The organism is Streptomyces sp. NPDC043878 (genome assembly GCF_056435735.1).
In genome coordinates this window covers 93,391-116,080 of record NZ_JBWKDW010000005.1, presented here as the reverse complement: position 1 = coordinate 116,080, position 22,690 = coordinate 93,391, and the positions used below count along the sequence as shown (strand labels likewise).

16 protein-coding genes and 1 other RNA gene are annotated in these 22,690 nt (G+C 69.8%); 5 read left to right on the top strand and 12 right to left on the bottom strand.

Translation table 11 applies throughout. The annotated features are described in order from the left end of the window. The first annotated feature begins 12 nt into the window (after positions 1–12). Positions 13–1,578, top strand: a complete 1,566-nt coding sequence (locus AC07AZ_RS09540) for a sigma-70 family RNA polymerase sigma factor (RefSeq protein WP_478845545.1) — start codon at positions 13–15, stop codon at positions 1,576–1,578. A 96-nt stretch (positions 1,579–1,674) separates the two neighbouring features. Beyond that, positions 1,675–2,037: a hypothetical protein gene (locus AC07AZ_RS09535; RefSeq protein ID WP_478845543.1), complete on the top strand. Its 363-nt coding sequence runs from the start codon at positions 1,675–1,677 to the stop codon at positions 2,035–2,037. A 147-nt stretch (positions 2,038–2,184) separates the two neighbouring features. Here the strand turns inward: AC07AZ_RS09535 and AC07AZ_RS09530 are convergent, their stop codons facing one another. From AC07AZ_RS09530 to AC07AZ_RS09510, 5 genes are read right to left on the bottom strand one after another with little or no spacing between them, the layout of a single operon-like run. Further along, complete coding sequence (locus tag AC07AZ_RS09530) at positions 2,185–3,117, bottom strand: hypothetical protein (protein WP_478845541.1); 933 nt, start codon at positions 3,115–3,117, stop codon at positions 2,185–2,187. A 31-nt stretch (positions 3,118–3,148) separates the two neighbouring features. After that, positions 3,149–4,258 carry an AAA family ATPase gene (locus tag AC07AZ_RS09525; RefSeq protein WP_478845539.1) on the bottom strand — a complete coding sequence of 370 codons (1,110 nt, stop codon included), beginning with the start codon at positions 4,256–4,258 and terminating at the stop codon, positions 3,149–3,151. Then, positions 4,255–5,514: a GmrSD restriction endonuclease domain-containing protein gene (locus tag AC07AZ_RS09520; protein ID WP_478845536.1), complete on the bottom strand. Its 1,260-nt coding sequence runs from the start codon at positions 5,512–5,514 to the stop codon at positions 4,255–4,257. Before AC07AZ_RS09520 ends, AC07AZ_RS09525 begins: the two co-directional genes overlap by 4 nt. A gap of 59 nt (positions 5,515–5,573) precedes the next feature. Further along, a complete protein-coding gene (locus tag AC07AZ_RS09515) occupies positions 5,574–6,773 on the bottom strand; it encodes a hypothetical protein (protein ID WP_478845534.1) in 1,200 nt (399 codons plus the stop codon). A gap of 30 nt (positions 6,774–6,803) precedes the next feature. Further along, on the bottom strand, positions 6,804–7,280 hold the full coding sequence (locus AC07AZ_RS09510; protein WP_478845532.1) for an ATP-binding protein: 477 nt from the start codon (positions 7,278–7,280) through the stop codon (positions 6,804–6,806). Between the two features lie 157 nt (positions 7,281–7,437). On the opposite strand from AC07AZ_RS09510, the gene AC07AZ_RS09505 reads away from it, so the two are divergent. After that, positions 7,438–8,307, top strand: a complete 870-nt coding sequence (locus AC07AZ_RS09505; protein ID WP_478845530.1) for a helix-turn-helix domain-containing protein — start codon at positions 7,438–7,440, stop codon at positions 8,305–8,307. Beyond that, a complete protein-coding gene (locus tag AC07AZ_RS09500) occupies positions 8,304–8,510 on the top strand; it encodes a DUF397 domain-containing protein (RefSeq protein ID WP_478845528.1) in 207 nt (68 codons plus the stop codon). Before AC07AZ_RS09505 ends, AC07AZ_RS09500 begins: the two co-directional genes overlap by 4 nt. 64 nt (positions 8,511–8,574) lie before the next feature. Here AC07AZ_RS09500 and AC07AZ_RS09495 read toward each other — a convergent pair whose 3' ends face one another. The 7 genes from AC07AZ_RS09495 to AC07AZ_RS09465 all read right to left on the bottom strand — a co-directional run bounded on the left by AC07AZ_RS09495 (position 8,575) and on the right by AC07AZ_RS09465 (position 21,663). Beyond that, positions 8,575–13,986, bottom strand: a complete 5,412-nt coding sequence (locus AC07AZ_RS09495) for a DNA methyltransferase family protein (protein ID WP_478845526.1) — start codon at positions 13,984–13,986, stop codon at positions 8,575–8,577. Positions 13,987–14,033: 47 nt separating this feature from the next. After that, positions 14,034–16,955 carry an SNF2-related protein gene (locus AC07AZ_RS09490; RefSeq protein WP_478845524.1) on the bottom strand — a complete coding sequence of 974 codons (2,922 nt, stop codon included), beginning with the start codon at positions 16,953–16,955 and terminating at the stop codon, positions 14,034–14,036. Between the two features lie 305 nt (positions 16,956–17,260). Then, entirely contained in the window at positions 17,261–18,472 is a 1,212-nt protein-coding gene (locus AC07AZ_RS09485) for a serine/threonine-protein kinase (RefSeq protein WP_478845522.1), read from the bottom strand. Positions 18,473–18,814: 342 nt separating this feature from the next. Continuing rightward, positions 18,815–19,231, bottom strand: an RNA gene (gene rnpB, locus AC07AZ_RS09480) — RNase P RNA component class A. Between the two features lie 18 nt (positions 19,232–19,249). Beyond that, entirely contained in the window at positions 19,250–20,194 is a 945-nt protein-coding gene (locus AC07AZ_RS09475; RefSeq protein ID WP_478845520.1) for a DMT family transporter, read from the bottom strand. A 22-nt stretch (positions 20,195–20,216) separates the two neighbouring features. Further along, on the bottom strand, positions 20,217–21,038 hold the full coding sequence (locus tag AC07AZ_RS09470) for a helix-turn-helix domain-containing protein (protein ID WP_478845518.1): 822 nt from the start codon (positions 21,036–21,038) through the stop codon (positions 20,217–20,219). Positions 21,039–21,084: 46 nt separating this feature from the next. Next, positions 21,085–21,663, bottom strand: coding sequence for a Uma2 family endonuclease (locus AC07AZ_RS09465; protein ID WP_478845516.1), 579 nt, complete (start codon positions 21,661–21,663; stop codon positions 21,085–21,087). A 197-nt stretch (positions 21,664–21,860) separates the two neighbouring features. On the opposite strand from AC07AZ_RS09465, the gene yaaA reads away from it, so the two are divergent. Further along, complete coding sequence (yaaA, locus tag AC07AZ_RS09460) at positions 21,861–22,643, top strand: peroxide stress protein YaaA (protein WP_478845514.1); 783 nt, start codon at positions 21,861–21,863, stop codon at positions 22,641–22,643. The last annotated feature ends 47 nt before the right edge of the window (positions 22,644–22,690 follow it).

Below are 22,690 nucleotides of genomic sequence, written 5' to 3'. Positions count from 1 at the left end.
CACAGTCTCCTCATGACGGCGGACGCACCGGGCACCCGGGGGAACAGGGTGCGTGAACTGCGCGGCACGATGACGACGTTGCTGGCCGATCTGCACGCCCGCGCCCGCGGCGGCCGGGTGGTGGAGGAGGACTTCAGGGCGGTGACGGCGCCGCTGGGGCTGGATGCCGAGGGTTTGAAACGGCTGGAAGTGGCTTTGGCACAGCAGGGGTTGGTCGTCGAGCGGGCAGCCGCTCCCACCCTGGAGAGGGTACGGATCGTCCGGGTCCTGGGGCTCGCCCGCAAGTACGTCGCGGCCGGCCTGGTTCCGGCTCCCGCGTTCGCCGGACTGGTGTCGCTGTGCGGACTGGACGCCGCCGAACGGGAGTTGCTGAGGTCGGCCCTGCGTGGCGAGGGGGTGGCGATCGGCGCGATCCCGGCTCCTCGGCGGGCCGAGGCCGCGCAGACTCCGGAACGGGCCGAGACCGGCGAAGAACCACCGGCGGAGGAACTCGGCGACGAGGGCCGCGTCCTCACGGACCTGGACGCGGCGATGGCCGCCGCGCGGTCCCGCATGGATGAGGACCGTTTCCGGCACACCGCGTGGAAGACGCTGCTGACCGCCGAGCAGGAGGTCGGCCTCAGCGTCCTCCTCAAGGGCGGGCCGGAACACATCGACCACAAACCGGAGGAGACCGACCTTGCGGCCCTCCCCGTCACCGACATCCGCCGCCGCGCCTACGAGACCCTGGTCATGCACAATGTCCGCCTCGTGCACAAGCTGGCGCAGCGGTTGCAGGGCCAGGGTCTGGACTACGAGGACCTGGTGCAGCACGGCGTGCTCGGGGTGATGCACGCGGCCTGCCTGTTCGACCCGAGCAAGGGGTTCAAGTTCTCGACGTACGCGACCTGGTGGGCCCGGCAGGCGCTGGAGCGGGCGCTCGGCAACGAGAGCCGGCTGATCCGTATCCCGGTGCACCTGCACGAGAAGGTGCGCAAGGTCGCGATCGCCGAGGCACGGCTGGCCTCCCAGGGGCAGTCCCTCTCCGCCGGCGCGGTGGCCGTGGCGGCGAACCTCACCGTGGCCGAGGTCGACGTGGTGCGCCGGATCAGCCGGCCCACGGACTCCCTGGACCGCGAGATCGGCGACGGGACGCATCTTGGTGAGCTGGTGGCGACGCTGCATCTGGCCCCCACGCCGGAGGAGGTGCTGTATCCCAAGTACTCCCGGGAGCGTGTGGAGGAGTTGCTGGCCCGTGCCTGCCTGACCGAGCGGGAGGCGGACGTCATGCGGCGGCGCAGCGGGCTGGTGGGCGGCGAGCGGCAGACGCTGGAGGAGATCGGCGAGGAGTACGGTGTCTCGCGCGAGCGCATCCGGCAGTTGGAGACCCGGGCCCGGGACCGGTTGAAGACGGTGCTGGCGGGTGGGGTCCCGGAGCCTCGGGGCAGGCGGGGGCGGAAACGCACGCCGCAGGCACGCGAGGAGGCGCCTCTGACTCCTACTCCCCCGACATCATCGGCACCGCTCGCGCATACCGCTCCGGTTGTGACCAGGGCCAAGCGGCCGAAGGTGCCGGAGGGTCAGGAAACGCTGTTCTGAGCCGACCGACCTGCGTCTTTCACCGCAACGCCCTTGAGGCATCACGGTTCCATTACATTCAGCGAGAACTCTAAAGGTCCCCCTCTGGAATCCACGGTGAGGACAAACATTACTTGTCTTGATTCCGGCGGACCCGTCTACAGCGGCGGCAAATGCGTCAAGGACAAGCTCGAACAGGAAGACGTCACCCGAGTGAGCCTGCCTCTCCCCGACGACGTGGACGCGAACCTCGGCAGGGTCCGCTTTCGTGTCACGCCGAAGGGAAGCACCAGTCCCGAGATCGACGCTTCCTCCGACGTGAAGCTCACCCGCCAGTCCGACGGCTGCGGTGGCGGCGCCTACAACCGGGGCCTCGCCTTCACCAAAGAAGGCGGGCTGACCACGAAAATCCCGTCAAGTGTGACCGCTGCCTGGCGTGATCACCTCCAGGCACTGGCCTCACCTTCCGAATCCTCCTGACACACGCGCCCCTCCACAGCCGGCATCCGGCGGTGGAGGGGCGCTCATCAGTCCAACACCCCACCGCGCTTGCGGCCCGCTACCTCCTTTGCCGCATCGCGCCCCTCTGATGCCGCTGACCGAGGGATGCGCGGCCTTCCACGCGGGTCAGAGGTCCGGGCGGATCTTGCTGCCGATATGCGCGAGCCGGATCGCCCGCTCCTCCGGGACCAGGCGAAAGTGGATGCGGCCCATGCCCGGGGTGAAGCGGGCGTGCAACTCGAAGAGGCGCCGCTCGCCGTCGAGGTCGGTGAAGCGGCAGACCTCTCTGCGCGTCTGGCTCTCCGGAGTGACCTTGGTCTGCCATTCCGGTTCGTGTCGCGTCGCCGGGTCCCAGAGGGCCACCGCCGCCTCCAGCCGCTTCAGGCATTCTCGTACGGGCACGACCCAGCCCGGGTCCAGGCCGGTGAGGTGGCCTTCGGTGCGGGGCAGGAACTGGAGGTGCGGGTAGAGATCGGCACGGTGTTCCCAGATCCGGCGGCCGCTGCCCGCTCTCGCGAGGCGGGTTTTCAGGATCCAGTCGCGATGGTCGTCGACGTGGGTCTTCGCGGAGATGTGCCGGACCTCGACCGAGGCCTCCTCGAACTGCATTGATCCGTCGTCGAGTTCGACGAGTTCGCGGCGTTCGAGAGGGACCGATGACGGAGTCCACTCGGGTGCCACCGCGAGGCTGACGGCGATGCCGTCCATGAAGTGCGCGGCCCCCAGCCCCAGGACGTTCTCGGCCTTGTGGCGGTATTCGAGATGGCCGTCGGCGTCCGGGGCCGGGTAGACGCTCTTGACCGGAGACCTGTTCTGCAGAGCCCGCAGGCGCCGCCACCGATCGCGGTTCTTGGGATCGTCGAGGAACCAGTCGCCGATCGTGTACCCCTGGGCGATCTCCAGCGACTCCCGGGCGACCTCGCTCACCAGAGCCGTCTCGTCCGGGTCCTCCTTGACGACGGCACGCACGGCCTCGACGAAGTCGGCCATGGCCTCGTTGACAAGTAAACGGTCACAGGTCGTCGCCCACGACCGCTCGTTCAGGAACAGCAGCGGCACGCTCTTCCTCCCCCCTTGAGTCGATGCCCTGTCAGTCCAGCAGCTGGTCGAGCGAGTTCTCCCACTCGTCGAAGAACCCCTGGGGCCACTGGGCGAGCATGCCGTCCTTGTCGATGCCCGGAGTGATGACCTCGGCGCCCGAGCCGTTGCCGCGGAAGAAGTGGATGACCGTGTCCTCGGGCCGTAGCGCCTCTTGCTTGACCGCGATCCGCACGCCGTTGAGGACGTGGTCGCTGTGTGTCTCGACGATCAGCTGGGCGCCGGCGGCGGCCGCGGCGGAGATGAGGGCCGCCATCCTGGTCTGTCCCTTGGGGTGCAGATGAGCCTCGGGGTTCTCAAGGAGGATCAGGCTGCCGGGGGTGGCGGTGAGGCAGGCGATCACGATGGGCAGGGCGTAGGTCAGGCCGAACCCGACGTTCGTGGGGCGGCGACGGCGGGTGGCGTTGATGCCCGCGGTGCCGCCGAAGCCGTAGGAGAGGCGGACGTAGTCGGTGCCCTCGATGGCGTCGGCCTGGAGGTTGACGCCGGGGCAGAGCTCCTGCATCCAGGCGACGGTCTGATCGCGGAGTTGGGGTGAGGAGGCGTCGGGGTGGCGCAATGGGCCGTCGGCGACCTCTGTCTCGCCGTAGTGGCGAAGGAAGTTGACGGTGTGTTCGCCGCGTACGCCGAGGAAGCCCCGGTCGATGGCGACCTGGCGGGAGCGTGGATAGGTGACAGCGGGCGTGATGCGGTCGGCGTGCAGGTACTGGAACGGAGCGGCGACGAACGGCAGGGTTCCACCTCTCACCCGCATCCGCATCACGTCCTCGTCGGGCTCTTCCGGATCGTAGAGACCGACGAACTGGAACGGCTCACCTGCGTCGACCAGGAATCCGACCGCGGGACCGCCGACGTCCGGGAGGTCGTCCGCGGGGCCGAAGTCGTCGTGCAGGACGTCTCGCGCACTGCCCAGCTCCACCAGCTCACCGTTGAGCAGCAGTCCCTGCGCACCGTTGTCGACCGACTGACGCAGCAACGCGAGAGCCTGCAGAACACTGCTCTTGCCGGAGGAGTTCAGGCCGGTGAGGAGGGTCAGTGGTCCCAGCGGGAGTTCGAGGCGGCGGAACGCCTTGAAGTTGACCAGGGTGAGTCGGGTGATCACGGGCGCGTGTCTCCGGGTTCGAGGAGGTCTTCGAAGAGTTCCTGTACGGCCTCGAAGCGTTTCCGTACCTTCTTGGGGTCACCGGTGGCCACGGAGATGGACCGCTCGAACTCGGAGTCCTCCATGAGGTCTGCGAACGCTTCCAGAACGTCCAGCTGCCTCAGCCTGTCGTACTGGACCGGGCCGAGCACGGCCAAGTTGACCGCGATGGTCTCGAACAGGGCCTTGTTGATGGGCGACTTGCGCTGCTGGCCCGAACGGTACTTGCGGAAGGCATGGATACCGAAGATCGCCTCGGCCACCGTCATGGCACTGGTGAACTCATGCGCCAGACGAGCCACTCCCTCGGCGTCGAGGCGGTTGATGCGATGCATGGCATCTGCCAGGAACCAGTCGAAATCGCCGGCGCGGTAACCCTCCGGAGCTGTCAGCCGGAAGGCCATGAAGCGCAAGACCATCTCGCGGTCGGCCATCCGGTCCCCGACCACGCTGTGGCCGGTGGCGCTGCGGAACGCCTCGGATTCGGCGAGTCCGGCGAGGAGGGTCCTGGCCCGGCCCGGGATCAGCGCGTGCCGGATCTCCTGCCGGGTGAGGGGTTCGCCACCGGTGTTGATCCGGGCGAAGATGTTGAACATGACCGGCTCGGGGGTGCCCCGCCGGATGACGTGAACGACGACCTCGGTCTCACGCAACCGGATCTGGAGCTTGCCGGAGAGATCGTCGAGGCCCGCTCGTGTGAAGTTGTGGAGGTATTCCAGACCCGACAGCTTCAGCGGTGACGCGTCGACCAACCCGGCGTCGAAGAAGCGTGCGATAGAGGTCAGGCGCTGAATGCCGTCCACGATGACCCAACTGCCGTCCCTTTGCTCGGCCGCGTAGAAGGACGGGATGGGGATGCGCAGGAGCAGCGACTCGATCAGGCGGCTCTGCTGGACGTCCGTCCAGATACCAGCCCGGCGCTGGAAGTCGGCGGCGAGGTCGATCATGTCGTTGCGGAGCCGGGAGAGCAGCAGGTCGACCGTGGTCGTGCGGGTCTCGATGTCGATCTGCTCGGGGTCGAAGGGCGCAGTGATCCGATCGGCGCCCTCGTCGGTGTCCTCCCGTTCGATGTCGGTCACCTGGCCGTCGGAACTGGTCTCCCGGGCAAAGAAGTCATCCAGGTTGAAGCCGTCGTCCCCCGTCCCCACCCGGTACCGCTCGTACACCGACCGCCGGTCCCGTGTACGCCCCTGGCTGCTGTCCTCCAGCCCGGCCATGTCGTCTCGTCGCCCTCGCCTCGTGTCGTGCCCGGTCATCGCTCGGTCCTGGTCGTCTCTCACCCTACCGGCCGTGATCCCGCGGTGACGGATGAGTGCTCGGCGCACTGCGGGCAGGGGTCGGGTGGGACGGGCACCGGGTGGCGGCTCGGCTCATCGTCCGTCGCCGTCGGCCCGTTGTCACCGGTGGACGGACCACCGACGAGAAGTTCCCGAGCGCGGTGCAGGGCTTCCCGGAGCGGCGGGCAGACCAGGGCGACGCTCGCCAGCCCAGCGGCCGCCAGTAGCTCCGAGACGGCTCCCCCGCCGGGGAAGAGGACCGCCCCGGCGAGCAGGCCCACGGCCACCGCCAACTTGCCCGCGCCTGCCAGCAGGCGGCTCCGGAGGGGCTCGGCCGCGGTGGCCGCCGCGTCCGGTTCCGGTGCGTCCGCGAGGAGCGCGGCGTCGATGACCACCAGGCTGTCGCGCTGCCCACGCGGACGGCAGCTGTGCCGCAGGGCGCCGGAGACCAGCAGGGACAGATCGCGTACGGCGGTGTCGCGGTCCGCTCCCTCACCGAACAGGTAGCGCTGGTCGGCGTCGGTGAGGGCGGCGATCAGCTGTTCCGTGTTCTCGCCCACTCGCGCGCGGACGGCGGCGGGCATCCGGCGGGTCGTGTGCCGCGCCTGGGCTCGCAGGGCTTGGCACAGACGGCCGAAAGCCCTGCCGTGGGCGTCGAGGGCCGCGTCCTGGGTGCGGCGACCGGCCGGCCGGAGCAGCATCTCCAGGAAGCGGATCGCCTCGACCGTGACGGCGCCGCCCGCGTCGGAGACCGTCGCCGCCCGTTCGTCTGCGGCCATGAGCGCGATGGAGACGGCACCGAAACCGGCGATGGCGGCGAACATCCAGAAAGGCGTGACCGTGGTGGTCCGGGCGAGCGATGTCGCCCACCAGAAGGGAAGCACCACGGCCAGCAGGGGCACCGCCTGGAGCAGCACGGAGACACACCGACCGACGACGATACGGTGCCACCGGTCGACGAGCTCGACCTTGTCCGGCATACCCTCCGCCGGTACGCCTCTCCGCTCCAACTCCCCGAGCAGCGCCTCGACGCGCCGCTCGCCGGCACCGCGCCGGATCCGCCGCACGCCGGGTATCCGGTAGACCCCGCCACCCAGCACCCGGGAGCGGCTCCGCCACAGCACGGCGATCCACACGGCCTCGAAGAAGGTCCACCAGCCCCAGAAGAACGACAGGTTCCCAAATTCCGTCCGCGTCATGACGAACAGCGTGGCAGACCCCACTGACAGTCACTTCAGGGCGACGTCGCACCAGACGGTCTTGGTGTACGGGTCTCCGCAGGTGGTTCCCCAGTGGGTGGAGAGCGCTTCGACGAGGAGGAGGCCCCGGCCGTAGTCCTCGTCCGGGGAGGTCGGAGGGAGGGTGCCGGGGGTGGGAGGGCGGCTTTCGGGGCGGGGGTCCGTGAGTTCGACACGGAGCGTGGCGTCCTCGGGGTGGAGGGTGAGGCGGAGGCGGAAGTCCCGGCCCCTGACCCGACCGTGCAGGGCCGCGTTCGTGGCGAGTTCAGAGACGAGGAGGGTGGCGATGTGGTTGGCCTCGGTGTCGTACGGCCAGCCCCAGGTGTGGAGTTGCTCGGCCGCGAGGTGACGGGCGAGGCGGGCGCCTCTCGGGGTGGCGGAGAGGCGGATGGTGAAGTGGTGGGTGGGGTCGAGGGGTTGGGTGGGGTCGGAGTGGGGTGCCGTCGTGGGGGCAATATCGGCGTTCATGTCACTCAGCGTGGTCGGCCGACTCTACGCTGACCAGTGACGACGTCAGTACGCAGCGTCGCTGTCCGGGTGCCGTCAGGCTCTGTCCGGACGGTGTGGCGTTACGCGGTGCGCTGGCGGGGAGTTGGGAACGGGCGGCACGTGGAGGTGTCCGGGCATGGGTGTGACGGGGCAGGGGCCGCAGCAGAACGGTGACGGGATGGAGCCGTACGGCGCCGATGACGAGGAGTCGGCTGCGGTACTGCGGACGGTGGGCAAGATCCTCAAGGCGTGCCGGGAGCGGAAGGGTCTGACGCAGGCCGAGTTGGGGGCGGCCATCGGGTACAGCGAGGAGCAGGTGTCCTCGGTGGAGCGGGGGCGGCGGGCGCCGAGTGCGAAGTTCCTGGAGGCGGCCGACCGGGTGTTGGACGCGGGTGGGTTGCTCGCTGGGCTGAAGAAGGATGTGGAGGAGGCGCGGTATCCGAAGAAGGTGCGGGATCTGGCGAAGTTGGAGGGGGAGGCGGTTGAGATCTGCGCCTACGACAACTCCGTCGTCAACGGGCTCTTGCAGACCGAGGAGTACCTGAAGGCGGTGTTCGGGTCGCGGCGGCCGGCGTTCTCGGAGGAGGAGGTGGAGCGGCTTGTCGCTGCGCGGTTGGCGCGGCAGGGGATCCTCGACGGAAACGGGATGATCCCGGCCTTCAATTTCGTGCATGATGAGACTGCCCTGCGTCGGCCGGTCGGAGGCAAGATGGTCTTGCGCCGACAGCTCGAACAGCTGTTGGAGATCGGGCAGATGCGGAACGTGGAGATCCAGGTGCTGCCCATGGACAGCGAGGAAAACGCCGGTCTCGACGGCCCCTTCCATCTGCTGCGGCTGAAGGAGGGCACCACAGTGGGGCACAGCGACGTCCAGCTGGTCAGCCGACTGATCTCGGACCGCAGGGAGATCCAGATCCTCGAACTGCGCTATGGGATCATCCGGGCGCAAGCCCTTACTCCCCGAAAGTCGCTGGCCTACATCGAGAAACTGCTTGGAGAGACATGAGCCTCAAGCCCCTGGCCGGTGACGGCACCGAACTGGAGTGGTTCAAGAGCAGCCACAGCAATCCCGACGGAGCTGCCTGCGTCGAGGTCGCTTGCACCCCCGGGACCTTCCACGTACGGGACTCAAAGCGCACGCAGGGCCCTCAACTCACCTTCGGTGCCGAGCAGTGGGCCGACTTCGTCTCGTACGCCGCAGATCACTGACGTACGACGTGCTGACGCCCCGTGTCCGGTTCCGTACCGGGCGCGGGGCGTCGACGTATCCCGGTCAGGTGGACGGCGGAGTCCACTTGCCCTGGTCGATGGCCTCCTGGAGTCGCGCCGAGAAGTAGGCGTGTGCCTCCCTCATCTCGGCCTCGCGGTTCGCCTTGTAGAAGGGGGGCGTGTAGCCGTCCGGCGAGTCCTTGCGGTCGCCGTCGAGGTGGGCGCGGAGTTGTGCGTAGTGGTCCTTGGTCTGACCGTGGCCGTAGGTGTAGCGGTCCCCGGCGATACGGCGCCCCTCGGCGTCGAACCAGGTGACGGCATCAAAGTCCTGCATGATCGGGAAGCGGGCCTTGTACATGGCAACCAGCGAGTCGGCGTCCACGCCCAGCCATACGGCGACCAAGGCGTCCAACTCGACCAGGGCGGCCCGGCGTGCGCGTTCGGTCCGCAGGGCTGTGTTCCGGGTCCACTCGGGGCCCACGTCATGCAACGGCTCCAGCTGGGGCCAATCTCTGGCCCAGGACTCGTAGCCTGGCCAAGTCGGGTCGTGGAGCTCGGACCAGAGAGCCGCGTAATGCCCGGTAAGGCAGTTGAGCCTAAGCGTGCGCAGCAACAGCGCCGATGCGAGGGGATGTTTCGCAGACGGGGCGGGAAGCCGCCCAGCCTGGGCTACATCCAGGTTCCGTACCCGCGTCGTTCGCAGTAGATAGTCTACTGGAATCGACGCCCAGAAGCCTGCCGCGAGCGCGGTCATGCGGTTGCTGCCAAGGTACATACTGCGCATCCCGTGAATATGCGCAGGCCCGGGCGGAATGATCGCTTCGTACAAGCTGCGCTCCGTGTCAGGGGCGATCATCATTCGCCACGCCACGCGATAGAACTGCGCATACGCCTTCGTCGACCGCCCCACAAAGTACCGATCGACATCACCGGCATCGACCTCGTCCTCCCGCACCCCCCGAGCCTCAGCCAACACCCGCCGTGCCTCGGCCGCCGCCTCCTCAGACGCCCGCAGCCGCGCCAGTCCGCCCCTGTCGAGCCACTGGTCCTGCCTCTCCGCGTACTTCTCCGGCGTCGCAACGCGCACGTACTCCGTCTCCGGCACAGCGTCGTCGCCAATCACCAGGTGGTTGAGGCCGAGTACCTCACCGCCCCCCTGACTGGGCTGCTTGAACAGCGGGTTGGCAAGCCCGAGTTGAGGCCCCTTGAGAATGACGTCGTCCCACTTCTCGGGCCGGAAGACCGACCCGTCGGCCTTCGGAAGGTTGTAGTCGATAAGGCCTTCCTTCTTGGCACCGCTCTCATGGAAGCCCGATGAGATCTGCGGATTCAGCGCCCCCAACCTCAGCGGATAGTCCGCCAACGCCTCGATCGCCTTGCCCTCCGCCACGCTCACCGGCGACAACAGCCGCCCCTGCTCGACCGGTTGCCCCTCGTCCCCGGTCAGCCGCTGCCACTGCTCCAGCGTCTCCCGGTCCACCCGAATGATCCGCTTCTTGTGCGCCCTCTCGTCCCACGTGTCCCCGAACCGAACCCCCGGATCCGGCCCCGAGCCGTCGTGCTGAGCAGACAGCCGCAACGCGTCCACCGAGAACAGCCACGACAGATGATCGAAGCCGATCTCGCCCTCAGGCCCGTACACGTGCACGCCAAAGTGGCTGGACCGGCCGACCGGCGGCGGGAAGAAGCGGTTGCCCGCGTTGACGAAGTCCCCGTGCACACGTAGCCGCTTGTAGGCGGCCCCACGCAACTGGGCCTCCTTGTCGCCGCTGAAGTGTGAGTCGGGATGGATGAGCCCGACCGTGCCCACACGCCCTGCATGCGCCCACGTCTGACACATGAACGCTCGATACAAGTCGGGCTGCGTGCCCGTGAGCAGCGGATACGCAACCGGCGATCCAAGCATGGCCACCACACCCATGTTGGAGGCGAGTTCAGCCGCCAAGTAGGACCCGACCTCGGCCCGCTCGGTCAGCTCAGCTCGCCGCCGGTCCTTCTCCGCCTTGGCCGGCTTCTCCTGGAGCACGAACCAAGGCTCGAACTCGGCGAGGAGAATGTCCTCCTCCCACCTGGGCCGCACCCACGGCGGATTCCCCACCTGCACATCAAACCCCCCGACCGCCCCCGCGAAGACATGCGCGAACTGCAACTCCCAGTGGAAGAACCCCATCCCCCCGTCCGCCCCGACGTCATCCCGGTCCTCGCTTCCGGCCACGTCCTCCACCGTGTCCAACCACGGGAACCGCGCCTTCAACCGGAACGGCGAGTCCATCCCCATGAACCCGTCGAGCTTCACCTCGTACTCCCGCAGCGCCTCCAGATCCCTGAAGTCGGCCACCAGGGAGTCCGCCGGCATGTCCTTCGCCCCGAGCGCGCACTCCAGGAAGTCGATCCAGTCGTCCAGCGTCGCGAGGGGAATGACCTCGCGCCGTCCCTTCGGCTTACCGGGCGTCTTCTTCCGCGCCGGCTTCTTGTCCTCCGCGTCCGCCCCGGAAGCGGCCTCCCCCATCGCCAGCTGCTGAGGAAGCCCGTCGTCGAAAAGGCTGTCCTTCACCCAGAGCTGATCCCCGGGTGCCGGACCGGTGGCCGCCTCCTCCACCGGCGCCTCCTCCGACTCCGACGCCGGCTCTTCACCCCCGGCGTCGCCACCAGCGTCGTAGGGCACGACCTCCGGACCGACCAGCTCCCCCACCCGGTCCAGAGGCCAGAACCACAGCGCGCACCACACGTCCATGACCATCTTCAGCCGCCAGTACGGCGTCCCCGGCCGCGTGAGGTCGCCGTACACGACCTCCTTCGGCACCGCGTGCTCGGGATGGTCCAGCCAGTCCGCGCCCCAGACATCGATCTCGCGCGAGATCTCCCGCTCGGACTGGTTCAGCCGCTCGACCACCAGTTTCCACAGGAACTCGGCCCGCCGGGCGACCCCTTGGAGCCGCCGCCGCTGCGTCACCGTCTTCGGTGCGCGCTGGATGCCGGACCGCCACTTCTCCATCCGCTGGACGGCCGCCTTGTCCAGTTCCTCGGCGATCTTCCTGGACTTGGCGTCCCCGACGACCGCGCCCCACCCCAGCGCGGGCAACAGGAAGTGATGGACGGCACCTTCAGGCAACTCGCCCTGCCTGAAGGGGAGTTCCTTCGGGGCGAGGGTGTCCTTCTTCGACAGCCACTTGCCCTTGCCCAGCGCGTCCTTGTCGTAGATCTTCCGTCCCGCTCCGACAAGGGAGTTGCCGCGCCGCAGGTGCAGACCGAACCACGGCGCCTGCATGCCGGGGTGCATGGTGTTGAGCCAGAGCGAGACCTCCGCCAGTTCCACCGCCGTCGCGTTGAGGTCAACGCCGTACGCGTTGTGCAGGGCGACGTAGGCCTTGACCTTCTGCAGCTCGGCCAGTCTCTGGTCGGGCTGGATGTCCACGCCGGTCTCGGCCTGGCGCCGCTTCAGGTACTCGGCGGCGACCTGGTCGATCGCCTCGTTGAGGAACGCGCCCGAGCCGAGGGCGGGCTCGCAGATCTTCCACCCGAGCAGATCGCGCGCGGACGTCACCTCGCCGTTCTGGTCGAGGCGGTGCTTGAGGGCCAGTTCGACCGTGACCTGGGTCAGAGAAGGCGGGGTGTAATACGACGCCGTGTTCTCGCGGTCTCGCCCCGCCAAGCGGTAGACGAACGAACCCGGCGGGTACTCGGCCCGCTCCGTCAGGCCGGTGTCGTCGTTCTCCCGCTGGACGAACACCTCGTTGGGGTAGTCGTTGGCCCGGGACTCCGGGATCATCCAGCTGCCCTTCGACGCGTCGCCGCCCTTGGCGACCTCGAAGAGGGTCTCGCGCGCGATGAAGCCGGTGTAGGACATCAGGCCCTCGTACACGGCACCGAGCTGGTTGATGCCGAGCTTGGCGTAGGAGATGAAACCGCCCCGCTCGCCCTTGCGGCCCTTGGTGAGCATCAGCCGGCGCAGCACCTTGTGGAGGGTGGCGTTACGCAGCCGGGTGTCGAAGGACTCCGGTCCGGCCGACGGGTCGTCCTCGTCGTACAGGGGGTTGGGGACCTTCGGACCGATCAGGCGGATCGCACCCGGCTCGAACAGGTCCGAGCGCAGGGGTTCGAAGCGCAGGCCGACGTCCTCACTGCGCCGGGCCCGCCGTTCCCGTTCGAATCGGCGAGCACGCAAGGCGAGTTGAGCCTCAGTCAGATCCTCACCCGCCGCCGTGGGTTCGGCTGCCTCCGCCGCCTCCGCCTCGCGGTCCGCCGCCTCCGCCGCCCGGTCCTCCTGCTCGGTGCCGTACGGACGGTGGCCCTGGTTCACCATGCGGGTGAGCAGGTCGATCGACTGGTAGAGGTGGAAGCCGTCGCGGGCCGTGGGGCCGACGAGGTCGCGGACGGCCAGGTCGCCGAGGCGCTGGAGGCCGTAACCCGCCCCGTACTCGGGGTAGTCGGACGGGAGGATGCCCAGCTCCGGGCGGGCCTCGGCGTACAGCAGGAACAGGATCCGGTACAGGTAGCGCAGGGACTCTCGTGTCAGGCGGCGGGCGAGGCACTGCGGGTCGTCGAGGTCCGCCGCCGCCACCCCCTGTCCGGGCTCGGCCAGGCGGTCCAGCACGGCCTGGGCGATGAGTTCGACCGAGTCCTTGAGCCCCTCGCGGAGCTCCGTGGAGACGCCGACGGCGTGCTTGCCCGACTTGGAGACGAGATCGTCGAGAGGGTTGATGCCGCCGGTCTCCGGGACGCGGAGCGAGTCCGCGCCGAACAGGGCGGCGATGGTGTCGAGTTCGCCGCCGGGGCGGTCGTCCCGGCGTTCCAGGGCGGAGTCGAGGCTGACGGCGAGGTAGCGGCCCTCGCTCCAGGCGGTGCGGTCGGCGAGAACGACGACACCGCCGACCAGGATCAGGACGTAGCGGGGCGGTTCGTCGGCGGCGAACAGGAAGCGGACCAGGGTGTCGGCGTCGGTCAGCGGCTCACCCTGCGGGATGTCGACCGGGTGCAGGAGCCGGCCAGGGCCCGCGGGGTCACGGGCGGCGTCCGGCTCGGCGGCCCAGCCGCAGGCGATCGCGACCAGGCCGGGTTCGGCGTGGGCGACCTCGATGTCGTAGGTGCGGCCCGCTCGTTCGACGGTGAGGGTCGCGGGGGCCGGGGTGTAGCCGAGGGCCCGCAGGACGCCGTCGTGGAGTTCGGCGACCACCTTGATCCAGCGCGGGTCGTCGTGCGTGCGCCAGCCCGACTCGTCCTCGGGGGCGTCGATCTCGGCCTGGGCGCGCTCGGCGAGGAAGGCGCGGTCGGCGAAGTACGAGGTGCGCAGGCCCCGTACACCCTGGCGGGGCGTGAGGACGCGCGGCTCGTCCGACGGCTTCTTGTTCTCCTCGGCCTCGTGTTCGGCCCAGCGGGCGAGCAGTCCGTCCTTCGCCTTGAGGTCCTTGGGGAGAACCTCGGCAAGGTAGTGGGCGGAGAAGTAGTCGCCGTGGTTGACCAGCGAGTCGTACGTCACGTCGAGGACCGTTTCTACGGGTGGCTTGGGAGAGGGGCCGGTGCCGGTCAGGCGTCGCGGTCGAGGACGGCCAGGACGCGCAGCAGCGGGCGGCCGGTGGCGGAGAGCTTGTCGGCCAGTTCCGTCTGGTGGCGGATGGTGTCCGCGACGATCCGGCCGGGCAGGAGGGACTGCTGCTGCCAGCGGCCGAGGCGGGCTCGGTAGTCGTCGAGCTGGGCGCTGATCTGCTCGGTCCAGGCGTCCTTGCGCTCCTCCAGGTGCTCCCGGGCCGCCGCCACCGCGGCCGGGACCAGGGCCTGGAGAGCGGGGAGATGGCGGGGAGGGGCCGGGTTGGCCATGTCGGGGCCCACGCCCGCCTCCGCCAGGGCGTCCGGCATCGACACCACCTCGAGGGCGCCGGGCAGGCCACGGACGGCCATCCACTCCACAACCGTGGGGCGGCCGAGCCTGTTGGAGTAGATGCCCTGGACGAGGAAGGTCGGGCCGGGCGCTTTGGGGGTGAGGAGGACCGGGGCCTGCTGGCGGCCGAGCTGCACGAGGACCTTGTCCACCAGCCACTCCACCAAGGGGTGGATATCGGTGAGGTAGCCGATGGCGGGCCAGCTGGAGCCGGACTTGCCGCGGGCCTCGTCCAGGCTGTGCTGTCCGAGGCCGCGGTCGAAGGTGACCAGGAGGCGTTCCTTCAGCTTCTGCTCCCGCAGGTAGTCGGGGGGCAGGATGTCGAGGCGGTGCAGGAGGTCGGGGGCCTTCGCGGTGGCGAGGCTGAGGTAGGGGGCCGGCTCGCCGCGCGGGCCGGTGTGACGGTGCTCGGAGAGGTCGAGGGCGTCGTGCGGGTGCTCGTCGTAGACCTCGTCGAGGGCCGCCCGTACGAACGCCTCCGTGTCGCCACCGAACAGCGACGGGACCTGCGCCTTGGGCACGGGACGGTGCTCGGGCAGGACGGACGGCTGGGAGAAGAGCGCGGTCAGCGGGTCGCCGGGGGTGGGTGAGGCGGCGAGGGACTCCTCCACCGTACGGCCGGCGAGGAGGTCCTTGATCAGGCGGCGTTCCTCCTCCTCGGCCCGGTAGAGGCCCGTGACCGCCTCCGCGGTGCCGTCGAGGCGGTAGGCCTCCTCCTCCCGTTCGAGGAGCTTCTCGGCGACCGTACGGTCGTCCTTGGCTCCCTCGGTCGCGGAGCGCAGGATCAGCGCCCGGAAACGGGGGCTGTGCTTCTGGCCGTAGCGGTCGATGCGGCCGTTGCGCTGCTCGATGCGGATCAGCGACCAGGGGATGTCGTAGTGCACGAGGTCGTGGCACTGGCGGTGCAGGTTGACGCCCTCGGAGGCCACGTCGCCGGTGAACAGCATGCGGACGGGGTCGTGGGCGAGGCCGAAGGCCTCCACTACGGCCATCTGCTCCTTGTCCGACAGACCGCCGTGCATGACCTTCACCGCCTGCCGCGCCTGCTGCTCGGTGAAGCCGAGGCGGGCGGGGACGACCTTGGCGAGCCACTTCAGCGTCTCGACGCGTTCGGAGAAGACGACGACCCGGGTGGCCGAGCCGGGCCGGACACCGATGTCGGTGAGCTGCTCCACGAGCGCGTCGAGCTTGGCGGAGTCGCCCTGCGCGCCGGACTCCCCGATCGCCGACGTCAGCGCGAACAGGCGCTCCAGAGCCTGGAGTTCGGTGGCGATACGGGTGGCCGCCGGGGTGCCGGGGGCCGTCTTCGCCGCCTTGTCGGTCAGGGTGTTCCTGCGGGTGGTGACCGTCTTGGCGAGCGCGCGGTGGGAGGAGAGGAAGGCCTTCAGGAGCGTGTACGGGAAGAGGCGGTCCTCGGTGAGCGCCGTACGGCCGGACGTCGCGGTGCCGAACTCGGTGGAGGTGTCCGGCGCCGGGATCCAGTGCTCGGTGAGCTCCGCGAAGATCCGCTCCTCGGCGTCGGTCGCGGTGCAGGGCACGGAGACGGTGGGATCGCGGTCGGCCCACTCCTTGCCGATCTGGTCGCGCACCTCGGGGTGGACCTTCGTACGGCGGATGAAGAGGTGACCGAGGTCGTTCTCCGCGTCGTAGTCGTTCGGGTCGGCGATCGCCGCCGGGTCGAGGAGGCTGATCAGCTCGGCGAAGGACTTCCCGTCGCCGTTGTGCGGGGTGGCGCTGGCCAGCAGCAGGGCGTCGGTGTTGGGGGCGAGGACGCGGGCGAGGGCGTTGCGCTGGCTGCCGCGGTTGATGAGGTTGTGGGACTCGTCGATGACCACCGCGTCCCAGTGGATCTTCTCCAGGTGGTGGCGGTACTGGCCGATGTTCTTGAGGGTGTCGACGGAGACGATGACCCGCTTGTAGTGGGTGAAGGGGTTGCGGCCGGCCGGGATCTCCCGCTGGATGCGCTGGATGCCGACCGAGTCGAGGCGGATCAGCGGGATGGAGAAACGGGTCCACAGCTCGTGCTGGAACTGCTCCAGGACGTGCTGCGGGGTGACGACGAGGATGCGCTCCCCCCGGCCGCGGCGGATCAGCTCGGCCAGGGTGAGACCGATCTCCAGGGTCTTGCCGAGGCCGACGACGTCGGCGATGAGCAGGCGGGGACGCAGGTTGGCGAGGGAGAGAGCCAGTTCGGCGGGGCGCTGCTGGTAGCTGAGCGGGTCGACGAGGAACCGGTCGGCGAGCGCCAGGCCGCGCTCGGTCTGCGGGAGCGGGGTCTTGCGCAGCAGGGCTTCGAGGAAGAGACGGCTGCGGCGGAAGTGGTCGGTGGGGTCCTCGACCAGCTCGGTGTCCTCCGGGTCGAGGAGCCTGACCTCTTCGCCGGCCAGACGCTCGATCTCGGTGAAGAAGACGGCCGTCTCGTCGCGGACGAACTCCGAGACGCCGACCGCCTCGATCTTGGCGCCGTCGCGGCTCGGGGTGACGTTCTTCACCAGCCACTCCTCGTCCCGTACGAGGATCTGGGCCCCCGGCGGGAACCTGGACTCCGAGACGTCCGGCTGGTGGGTCACGCTGCTGCCTCCGCGTCCTGCGCACTGTCGTACGGGAAGTGGTCGAATACCGCGCAAGTCTTCCACGGCGGATGCTGTCCGTGCAGGTCGCTGCGGGAACCGAGCCTCCGGCCGGCTACCGACTACCGACATGCGGCTGTGCCGCGGGGCCGTGATGTGCCGTCGATCGTCGGCGGCGCCGTGGCCGGTCATGCCCGCGTGACGCAGCCGCATACCGGCACACCGCCCCGCTCCCCTTCACGGGCGCCGCCGAACCGCAGCGGCTCCGTCCGGCCTGGTCGGACCGGCCTCGGGCGCCCGGTCGGTCAGCGGCCTGCGCCGCGGGCCGGAACGAAGGCAGCCTCCTTGGCGTAGGCGGAGCGCAAGGCCTCGGCGACATCGTGGGCCGTGGCGGCGTCCGGAGTGCGGCCGCGGGGGGTCCGGGGCCGCGAGACGACAGGGCGCGGGGCCGGCGGGACGGGGGCATCTGCCTTCACCGGAACGTCTGCGTAGTCGGTGTCCGGCTGTTGCTCCGCGGGCGGCGCCACCGGATCGACGATCGTGGGCACATCCTCGGCGATCGGTCCCGGAGGCGGCACCAGTCGGCCGTCGGCATGCGGTGCCGTCCGCGCGATCAGCCGTTGCCGGGCCTGCCGGGCGGAGACGCCGGAGCCGTTGAGGACCGCCACCAGTGCGCCGGTGACGTCCGGGAGGGAGGGGCGGTCGGCCGGGTCGAAGGCGAGCATCGAGGAGACGACGGGCGTCAGTTCCGTGGGCAGCCCTGTCAGGTCCGGGGCCTGGTGCGGGTCGCCGATCCGGGCCGCGACCGCGAGCCAGTTGTCACCGTCGTACGGGTAGTGGCCGGTGGCGGCGAAGAGCAGCACCACGCCGAGTGCGTACACGTCCGCCGCCGGAGTCAGTCGGTGAGTGCCCTCCGCCTGCTCGGGCGGCATGCACAGAACGCTGCCGACCACGACACCCGTCGCGGTCAGTGTCGTACGGCGTTCCGCCAGCACCGCGAGGCCGAAGTCGATCACCTTGGGGCCGTCGGGGCCGAGCAGGATGTTCTGCGGCTTGAGGTCCCGGTGCAGGAGCTGGGCCTGGTGGACGGAGGTGAGTCCCTCGGCGAGCAGCGCGCCGAGGCTCGCGGTCTCGACGAGCGGGAGCGTGCCGTGGTCGCGGACGTGGCGCAGGAGGTCGGGGCCGGGGACGTAGTCGACGGCGAGCCAGGGCTGGTCGGAGAGCGGGTCGGCACCTGCGAAGGCGGCGACCCGGGGACCGAAGACCTTCCTGAGGTTCTCCACTTCGAGGACGAACCTGCTGCGGGTCTCGGTGTCCAGAACGGACGCCTTGATGACCTTGACGGCGACCTGCTGTCCGGCGGGTGACTCGCCGAGGTACACCCGGCCCATACCGCCGGAACCGATATGGCCGCGCAGCGTGAAGCCCCCGATGTGGGTGGGGTCGTCACTCCTCAGCGGTTCCACGGCGTCCTCGCTCCCCCTCGGCGTCTGGCGCGCGGCCCGCGCATTGTCCATGCCGGCCGTAACTCTCCCCAGCGGTATGTCCCGCCACGCGGTGCAGACTACCCAACGATCAAACAGGGCGACCTCCCATCCGAGGACGCCCAGAACCTCGAGAAACACCTGTGTGGCCAGAAAGAGTCACACGCCGATCTCTCCGCCGTAGAGGGCCTGGATCACGCGGGCGCCCTCCACGGTTCCCGACTCGCCGACGCAGCAAGACATGGCTACCTGCGTGGCTGCGTACGTCGACGCACGATCCCGTCTGAACCGGTGCGGACCAGGGTCCAGCGAGACCCACCCATACATGGAGAAGGCCTCTGATCTCCGTTTCTGCTGATCGGAAGCCCTGAGCGGCAGACGAGTCGGGCTGTACGCCGGATTTTGTCGCCGGGCGGCCTCGCGGCCGGCCGGGAGACGGCCATCCATCTAGGGCCGGCGTTGCCGCCGGCCTCGTGCGGTCTACCCGCGGACTCGGGCGGGCAGCCCTCGAACGTCCGCGCAGAAGCGCCTTTCATATCCCGAAAGGTGTTTCCTTTTGACCTTGCTCCAGGTGGGGTTTACCTAGCTGCCCAGGTCACCCTGGGCACTGGTGGTCTCTTACACCACCGTTTCACCCTTACCGGGGACCGAGGTCCCCGGCGGTCTGTTTTCTGTGGCACTGTCCCGCGGGTCACCCCGGGTGGCCGTTAGCCACCACCTTGCCCTGTGGAGTCCGGACGTTCCTCGGGAAGCACCCCGAAGGGGACCTCACGCGGCCGTCCGCCCGGCTCGTCTGCCGTGTCGGCCATGTTACCCGGCGGGGACCTCGCCTCGTTCCGGCCGGGGGGCCGAACCCTGCGGCGGGGCCGGCATCCCCGCGGCGGGGTCCGTTCGGGCCGCCCGGCCCGCCGTCGCCAGGATCGAGCCCGCCAGGATCAGGGTGAAGGCCACCGCGATGCCCTTCGTGAACGGTTCGTCCAGGAACAGCGCGCCCGCCGCCACGGCGATCGCGGGGTTGACGTACGTGATCACGGTCGCCCGGGTCGGGCCCGCCTCCTTGATCAGCTCCAGGAAGGCGACGAAGGCCACCGCGGTGCAGATGACGCCCAGCGCGGCGAGGGCGGCCAGGACCTGGGCGGAGGGCAGGGCGGAGGGCCAGGTCATGGTGGCTCCGGGGGCGTAGACCAGGGCCGCCAGGAGGAGGCAGGGGGCGGTGAGCTGGAGCGTCGGGACGTTCTTCAGGTGGCGGGCCGCGATGAGGGGGGCCGTCGCGTAGCCCACCACCGTCAGCAGCACCTCCGCCATGGAGCGCGCGTCGCCGCCCGTCAGGTGCGGGACCGTGAGGACGCCGACGCCCGCCAGGCCGAGCGCGAGGCCCGTGAGCCGCCGTATCCCCAGGCGTTCCGTGTCGCCGAAGAAGCGAGCGAGGGACACGCCGACGATCGGTACGCCCGCGATCAGCAGGCCGGCCGTCGAGCTGGACAGGTGGCGTTCGGCGTCCGTGAGCGTGAACCAGGGGCCCATGATCTCGATGCACGCGAAGGCCAGCATGGGGCGCCAGTGGGTGCGGAGGGTGCGCATCAGGCCGCCCTGCCGTATCGCGAAGGGGAGCAGGAGCGCGGCTCCCAGCGCACAGCGTGTGAACACCACCATGGACGGGGACAGCGGGGCGTCCACCGCCACTTTGATCAGCAGGTAGGGGATGCCCCAGACCACTCCCATCAGGGAGAACAGGAACCAGCCGCGTGCAGTCATGGCAGCAGTGTCGGCCGCCGTCTCACCCGGCGTCTTGAACGCTGTTGCGGTACGCCGCCGGGGTCACGCCGAGGACGCGGCGGAACCAGCGGGTGAGGTGTGCCTGGTCGGCGAAGCCGACGAGGGCGGCGACCTCGGCGGGGCGCAGGCCGGCCTCCAGGAGGCCACGCGCACGGTTGACGCGGTACTGGGCGAGCCAGGCGTACGGCGGGATGCCCATCGTCGTACGGAAGGCGCGCAGGAGTTGGTAGCGGGACAGGCCCAGGTCGGCGGCCAGGTCGGCGAGGGAGGGCGGGGCGAGGAGTTCGTCGGCGAGGCGGTCGCGGACGGTGTGGGCGAGGCGGTCGGCGCCCGGGACCGCGTCGGGGGTCGCGCGGGCCGTGGAGTGGCGGCGGGCGAGGGCGGTCAGCAGCCACGGGAGACGGGACTCGGTCTCCAACGGGTCGGGGCAGGCGCTGAGTTCGGTGTGCGTGCGGCGCAGGGCGGCGGCCAGTTCGGGGTCGTCGAGGAGCGGCTCGCGGAAGTGCGGGACGCCGTCGAGGACGCCTTCGGCGAGCAGGCCCGGGGCCGCGTACACGGCGCGGTAGGCGTAGCCGTCGGTGGTGGTGCCGGGGCCGCCGGTGTGCATCTCGCCGGGCGCCAGTACGACGATGGAGCCGGGCCCGGTCCGGACGTGGCCGCCCCGGTAGTCGATGATCTCGGAGCCGCCGACGCAGACCCCGATCGTGAACTCCTCGTGGGCGTGCGGGGCGTAGACGTGCCGGTCGAAGCGCGCGGTCAGGAGATCGAGCGGGGGTCCGCAGCGGCCGAGCCGCGCCCTCGTCCACAGTGCCTGTTCGCCCACGTGACTCCCCCTTGTGTGTGTCTCTGGGGACCTAACGCGGGCGACTTCAGCAAAAGTCCGAGGTGTCGAGGTCGAACGCGAACGGCTCGGGGAGGGGGAGTGCCTTGCCGAAGGGGAGGGTGCTGAGCTGGCGGTAGTCGCCTTCCTCCGGATCGCTGAGCAGCGTGATCTGGGAGGTCTCCCGGTCCACGAGAAGGTGGAGCGGGATCCCGCCGCGGGCGTAGCAGCGGCGTTTGGCCTCACGGTCGGCCTGGGGTTTGGTGGAGGTCACCTCCAGCACCAGCGCGACGCCGTCGCAGGGCATCCAGGGGTCGGCGCCGCGGTAGAGGCGCAGTTTCCTCGGAGCGAGCGTGCCGTCCGGGATCACGTGGTTTCTCGGACAGCCAGCGCCGCTCCTCAGTTTCAGCCCCTTGTTCCCCGAGAACTGCATGTCTGTCCGGGACTGCCGATACACCTGGTTCATGATCAGCTCGATGTAGTCCTCGTGGTCCCCGTCCGGCGGCGGTGTCACAACGATCTCTCCGTCGATCAGCTCGGCCCGGAAACCCTCCGGGGTCTCCAGGGCGAGGAAGCCCTCCAGCAGGACTTCCGCCTGGGTGAGCGGCTCATGGGCCATGGCAGTCATGTCACGCCCCTCCTTCGGTCGCTCGCCAGAGTGGGACATCGGGAGATCACCTGTCCGAGAGATCGGATTCGTTCCCTCGATCGTGGCACACGACCACCCCCGGGAGCGCGTGCGGGAACGAAGGCGCACCTCGTGGTTCCGGGTCCGGACCGGGTGCGCCGTACGCTGTCCCGGAGCCCGAACCGAAGGAGATCCCCGTGCTTGTCCTGCTGCCGCCCTCCGAGGGCAAGGCGTCCTCCGGCCGCGGCGCCCCGCTGAAGCTGGAGTCGCTGTCGCTGCCCGGGCTCCACCGGGCGCGCGAGGCCGTGGTCGAGGAACTCGTCGAGCTGTGCGCGGGCGACGAGGACAAGGCGTGCGAGGTGCTCGGGCTGAGCGAGGGACTGCGCGGTGAGGTCGCGAAGAACACCGCACTGCGCACGGCGGGCACCCGGCCGGCCGGGGAGATCTACACGGGGGTGCTCTACGACGCCCTCGGCCTGGCCTCGCTGGACACCGCGGCGAAGCGGCGGGCGGCCCGGTCGCTGCTCGTGTTCTCGGGGTTGTGGGGCGCGGTCCGGGTGACCGACCGGATCCCCTCCTACCGCTGCTCGATGGGCGTACGGCTGCCCGGTCTCGGGGCGCTGGGCGGGCACTGGCGGGCGCCTATGGCCGAGGCACTGCCGGACGTGGCGGGGCGGGGGCTGGTGCTGGACCTGCGGTCGTCCGCGTACGCGGCGGCGTGGAAGCCGAAGGGGGAGGTCGCGGGGCGGACGGCGACCGTCCGCGTGCTGCACGCGCCGACCCGGAAGGTCGTCAGCCACTTCAACAAGGCGACGAAGGGACGGATCGTGCGCAGCCTGCTGTCGGCACCGGCCGCGCCCGAGAACCCGGCCGAGCTGGTGGAGGCGCTGCGCGGTCTCGGGTACGTCGTGGAGGCGCAGGCGCCCGGGCAAGCGGGGAAGCCCTGGTCGCTGGACGTGCTGGTCACGGAGATCCATTGACCGACCGCTGACCACTGTTGCAGCATGCGCAACGTTCGTTGCGCCTG

Coding starts and splice junctions, on each gene's coding strand:
- AC07AZ_RS09540 (WP_478845545.1), top strand. CDS start 13: ATGACGGCGGACGCACCGGGCACCCGGGGGAACAGGGTGCGTGAACTG.
- AC07AZ_RS09475 (WP_478845520.1), bottom strand. CDS start 20,194: ATGACTGCACGCGGCTGGTTCCTGTTCTCCCTGATGGGAGTGGTCTGG.
- AC07AZ_RS09465 (WP_478845516.1), bottom strand. CDS start 21,663: ATGACTGCCATGGCCCATGAGCCGCTCACCCAGGCGGAAGTCCTGCTG.
- AC07AZ_RS09485 (WP_478845522.1), bottom strand. CDS start 18,472: ATGGACAATGCGCGGGCCGCGCGCCAGACGCCGAGGGGGAGCGAGGAC.
- AC07AZ_RS09505 (WP_478845530.1), top strand. CDS start 7,438: ATGGGTGTGACGGGGCAGGGGCCGCAGCAGAACGGTGACGGGATGGAG.
- AC07AZ_RS09500 (WP_478845528.1), top strand. CDS start 8,304: ATGAGCCTCAAGCCCCTGGCCGGTGACGGCACCGAACTGGAGTGGTTC.
- AC07AZ_RS09510 (WP_478845532.1), bottom strand. CDS start 7,280: ATGAACGCCGATATTGCCCCCACGACGGCACCCCACTCCGACCCCACC.
- AC07AZ_RS09515 (WP_478845534.1), bottom strand. CDS start 6,773: ATGACGCGGACGGAATTTGGGAACCTGTCGTTCTTCTGGGGCTGGTGG.
- AC07AZ_RS09520 (WP_478845536.1), bottom strand. CDS start 5,514: ATGGCCGGGCTGGAGGACAGCAGCCAGGGGCGTACACGGGACCGGCGG.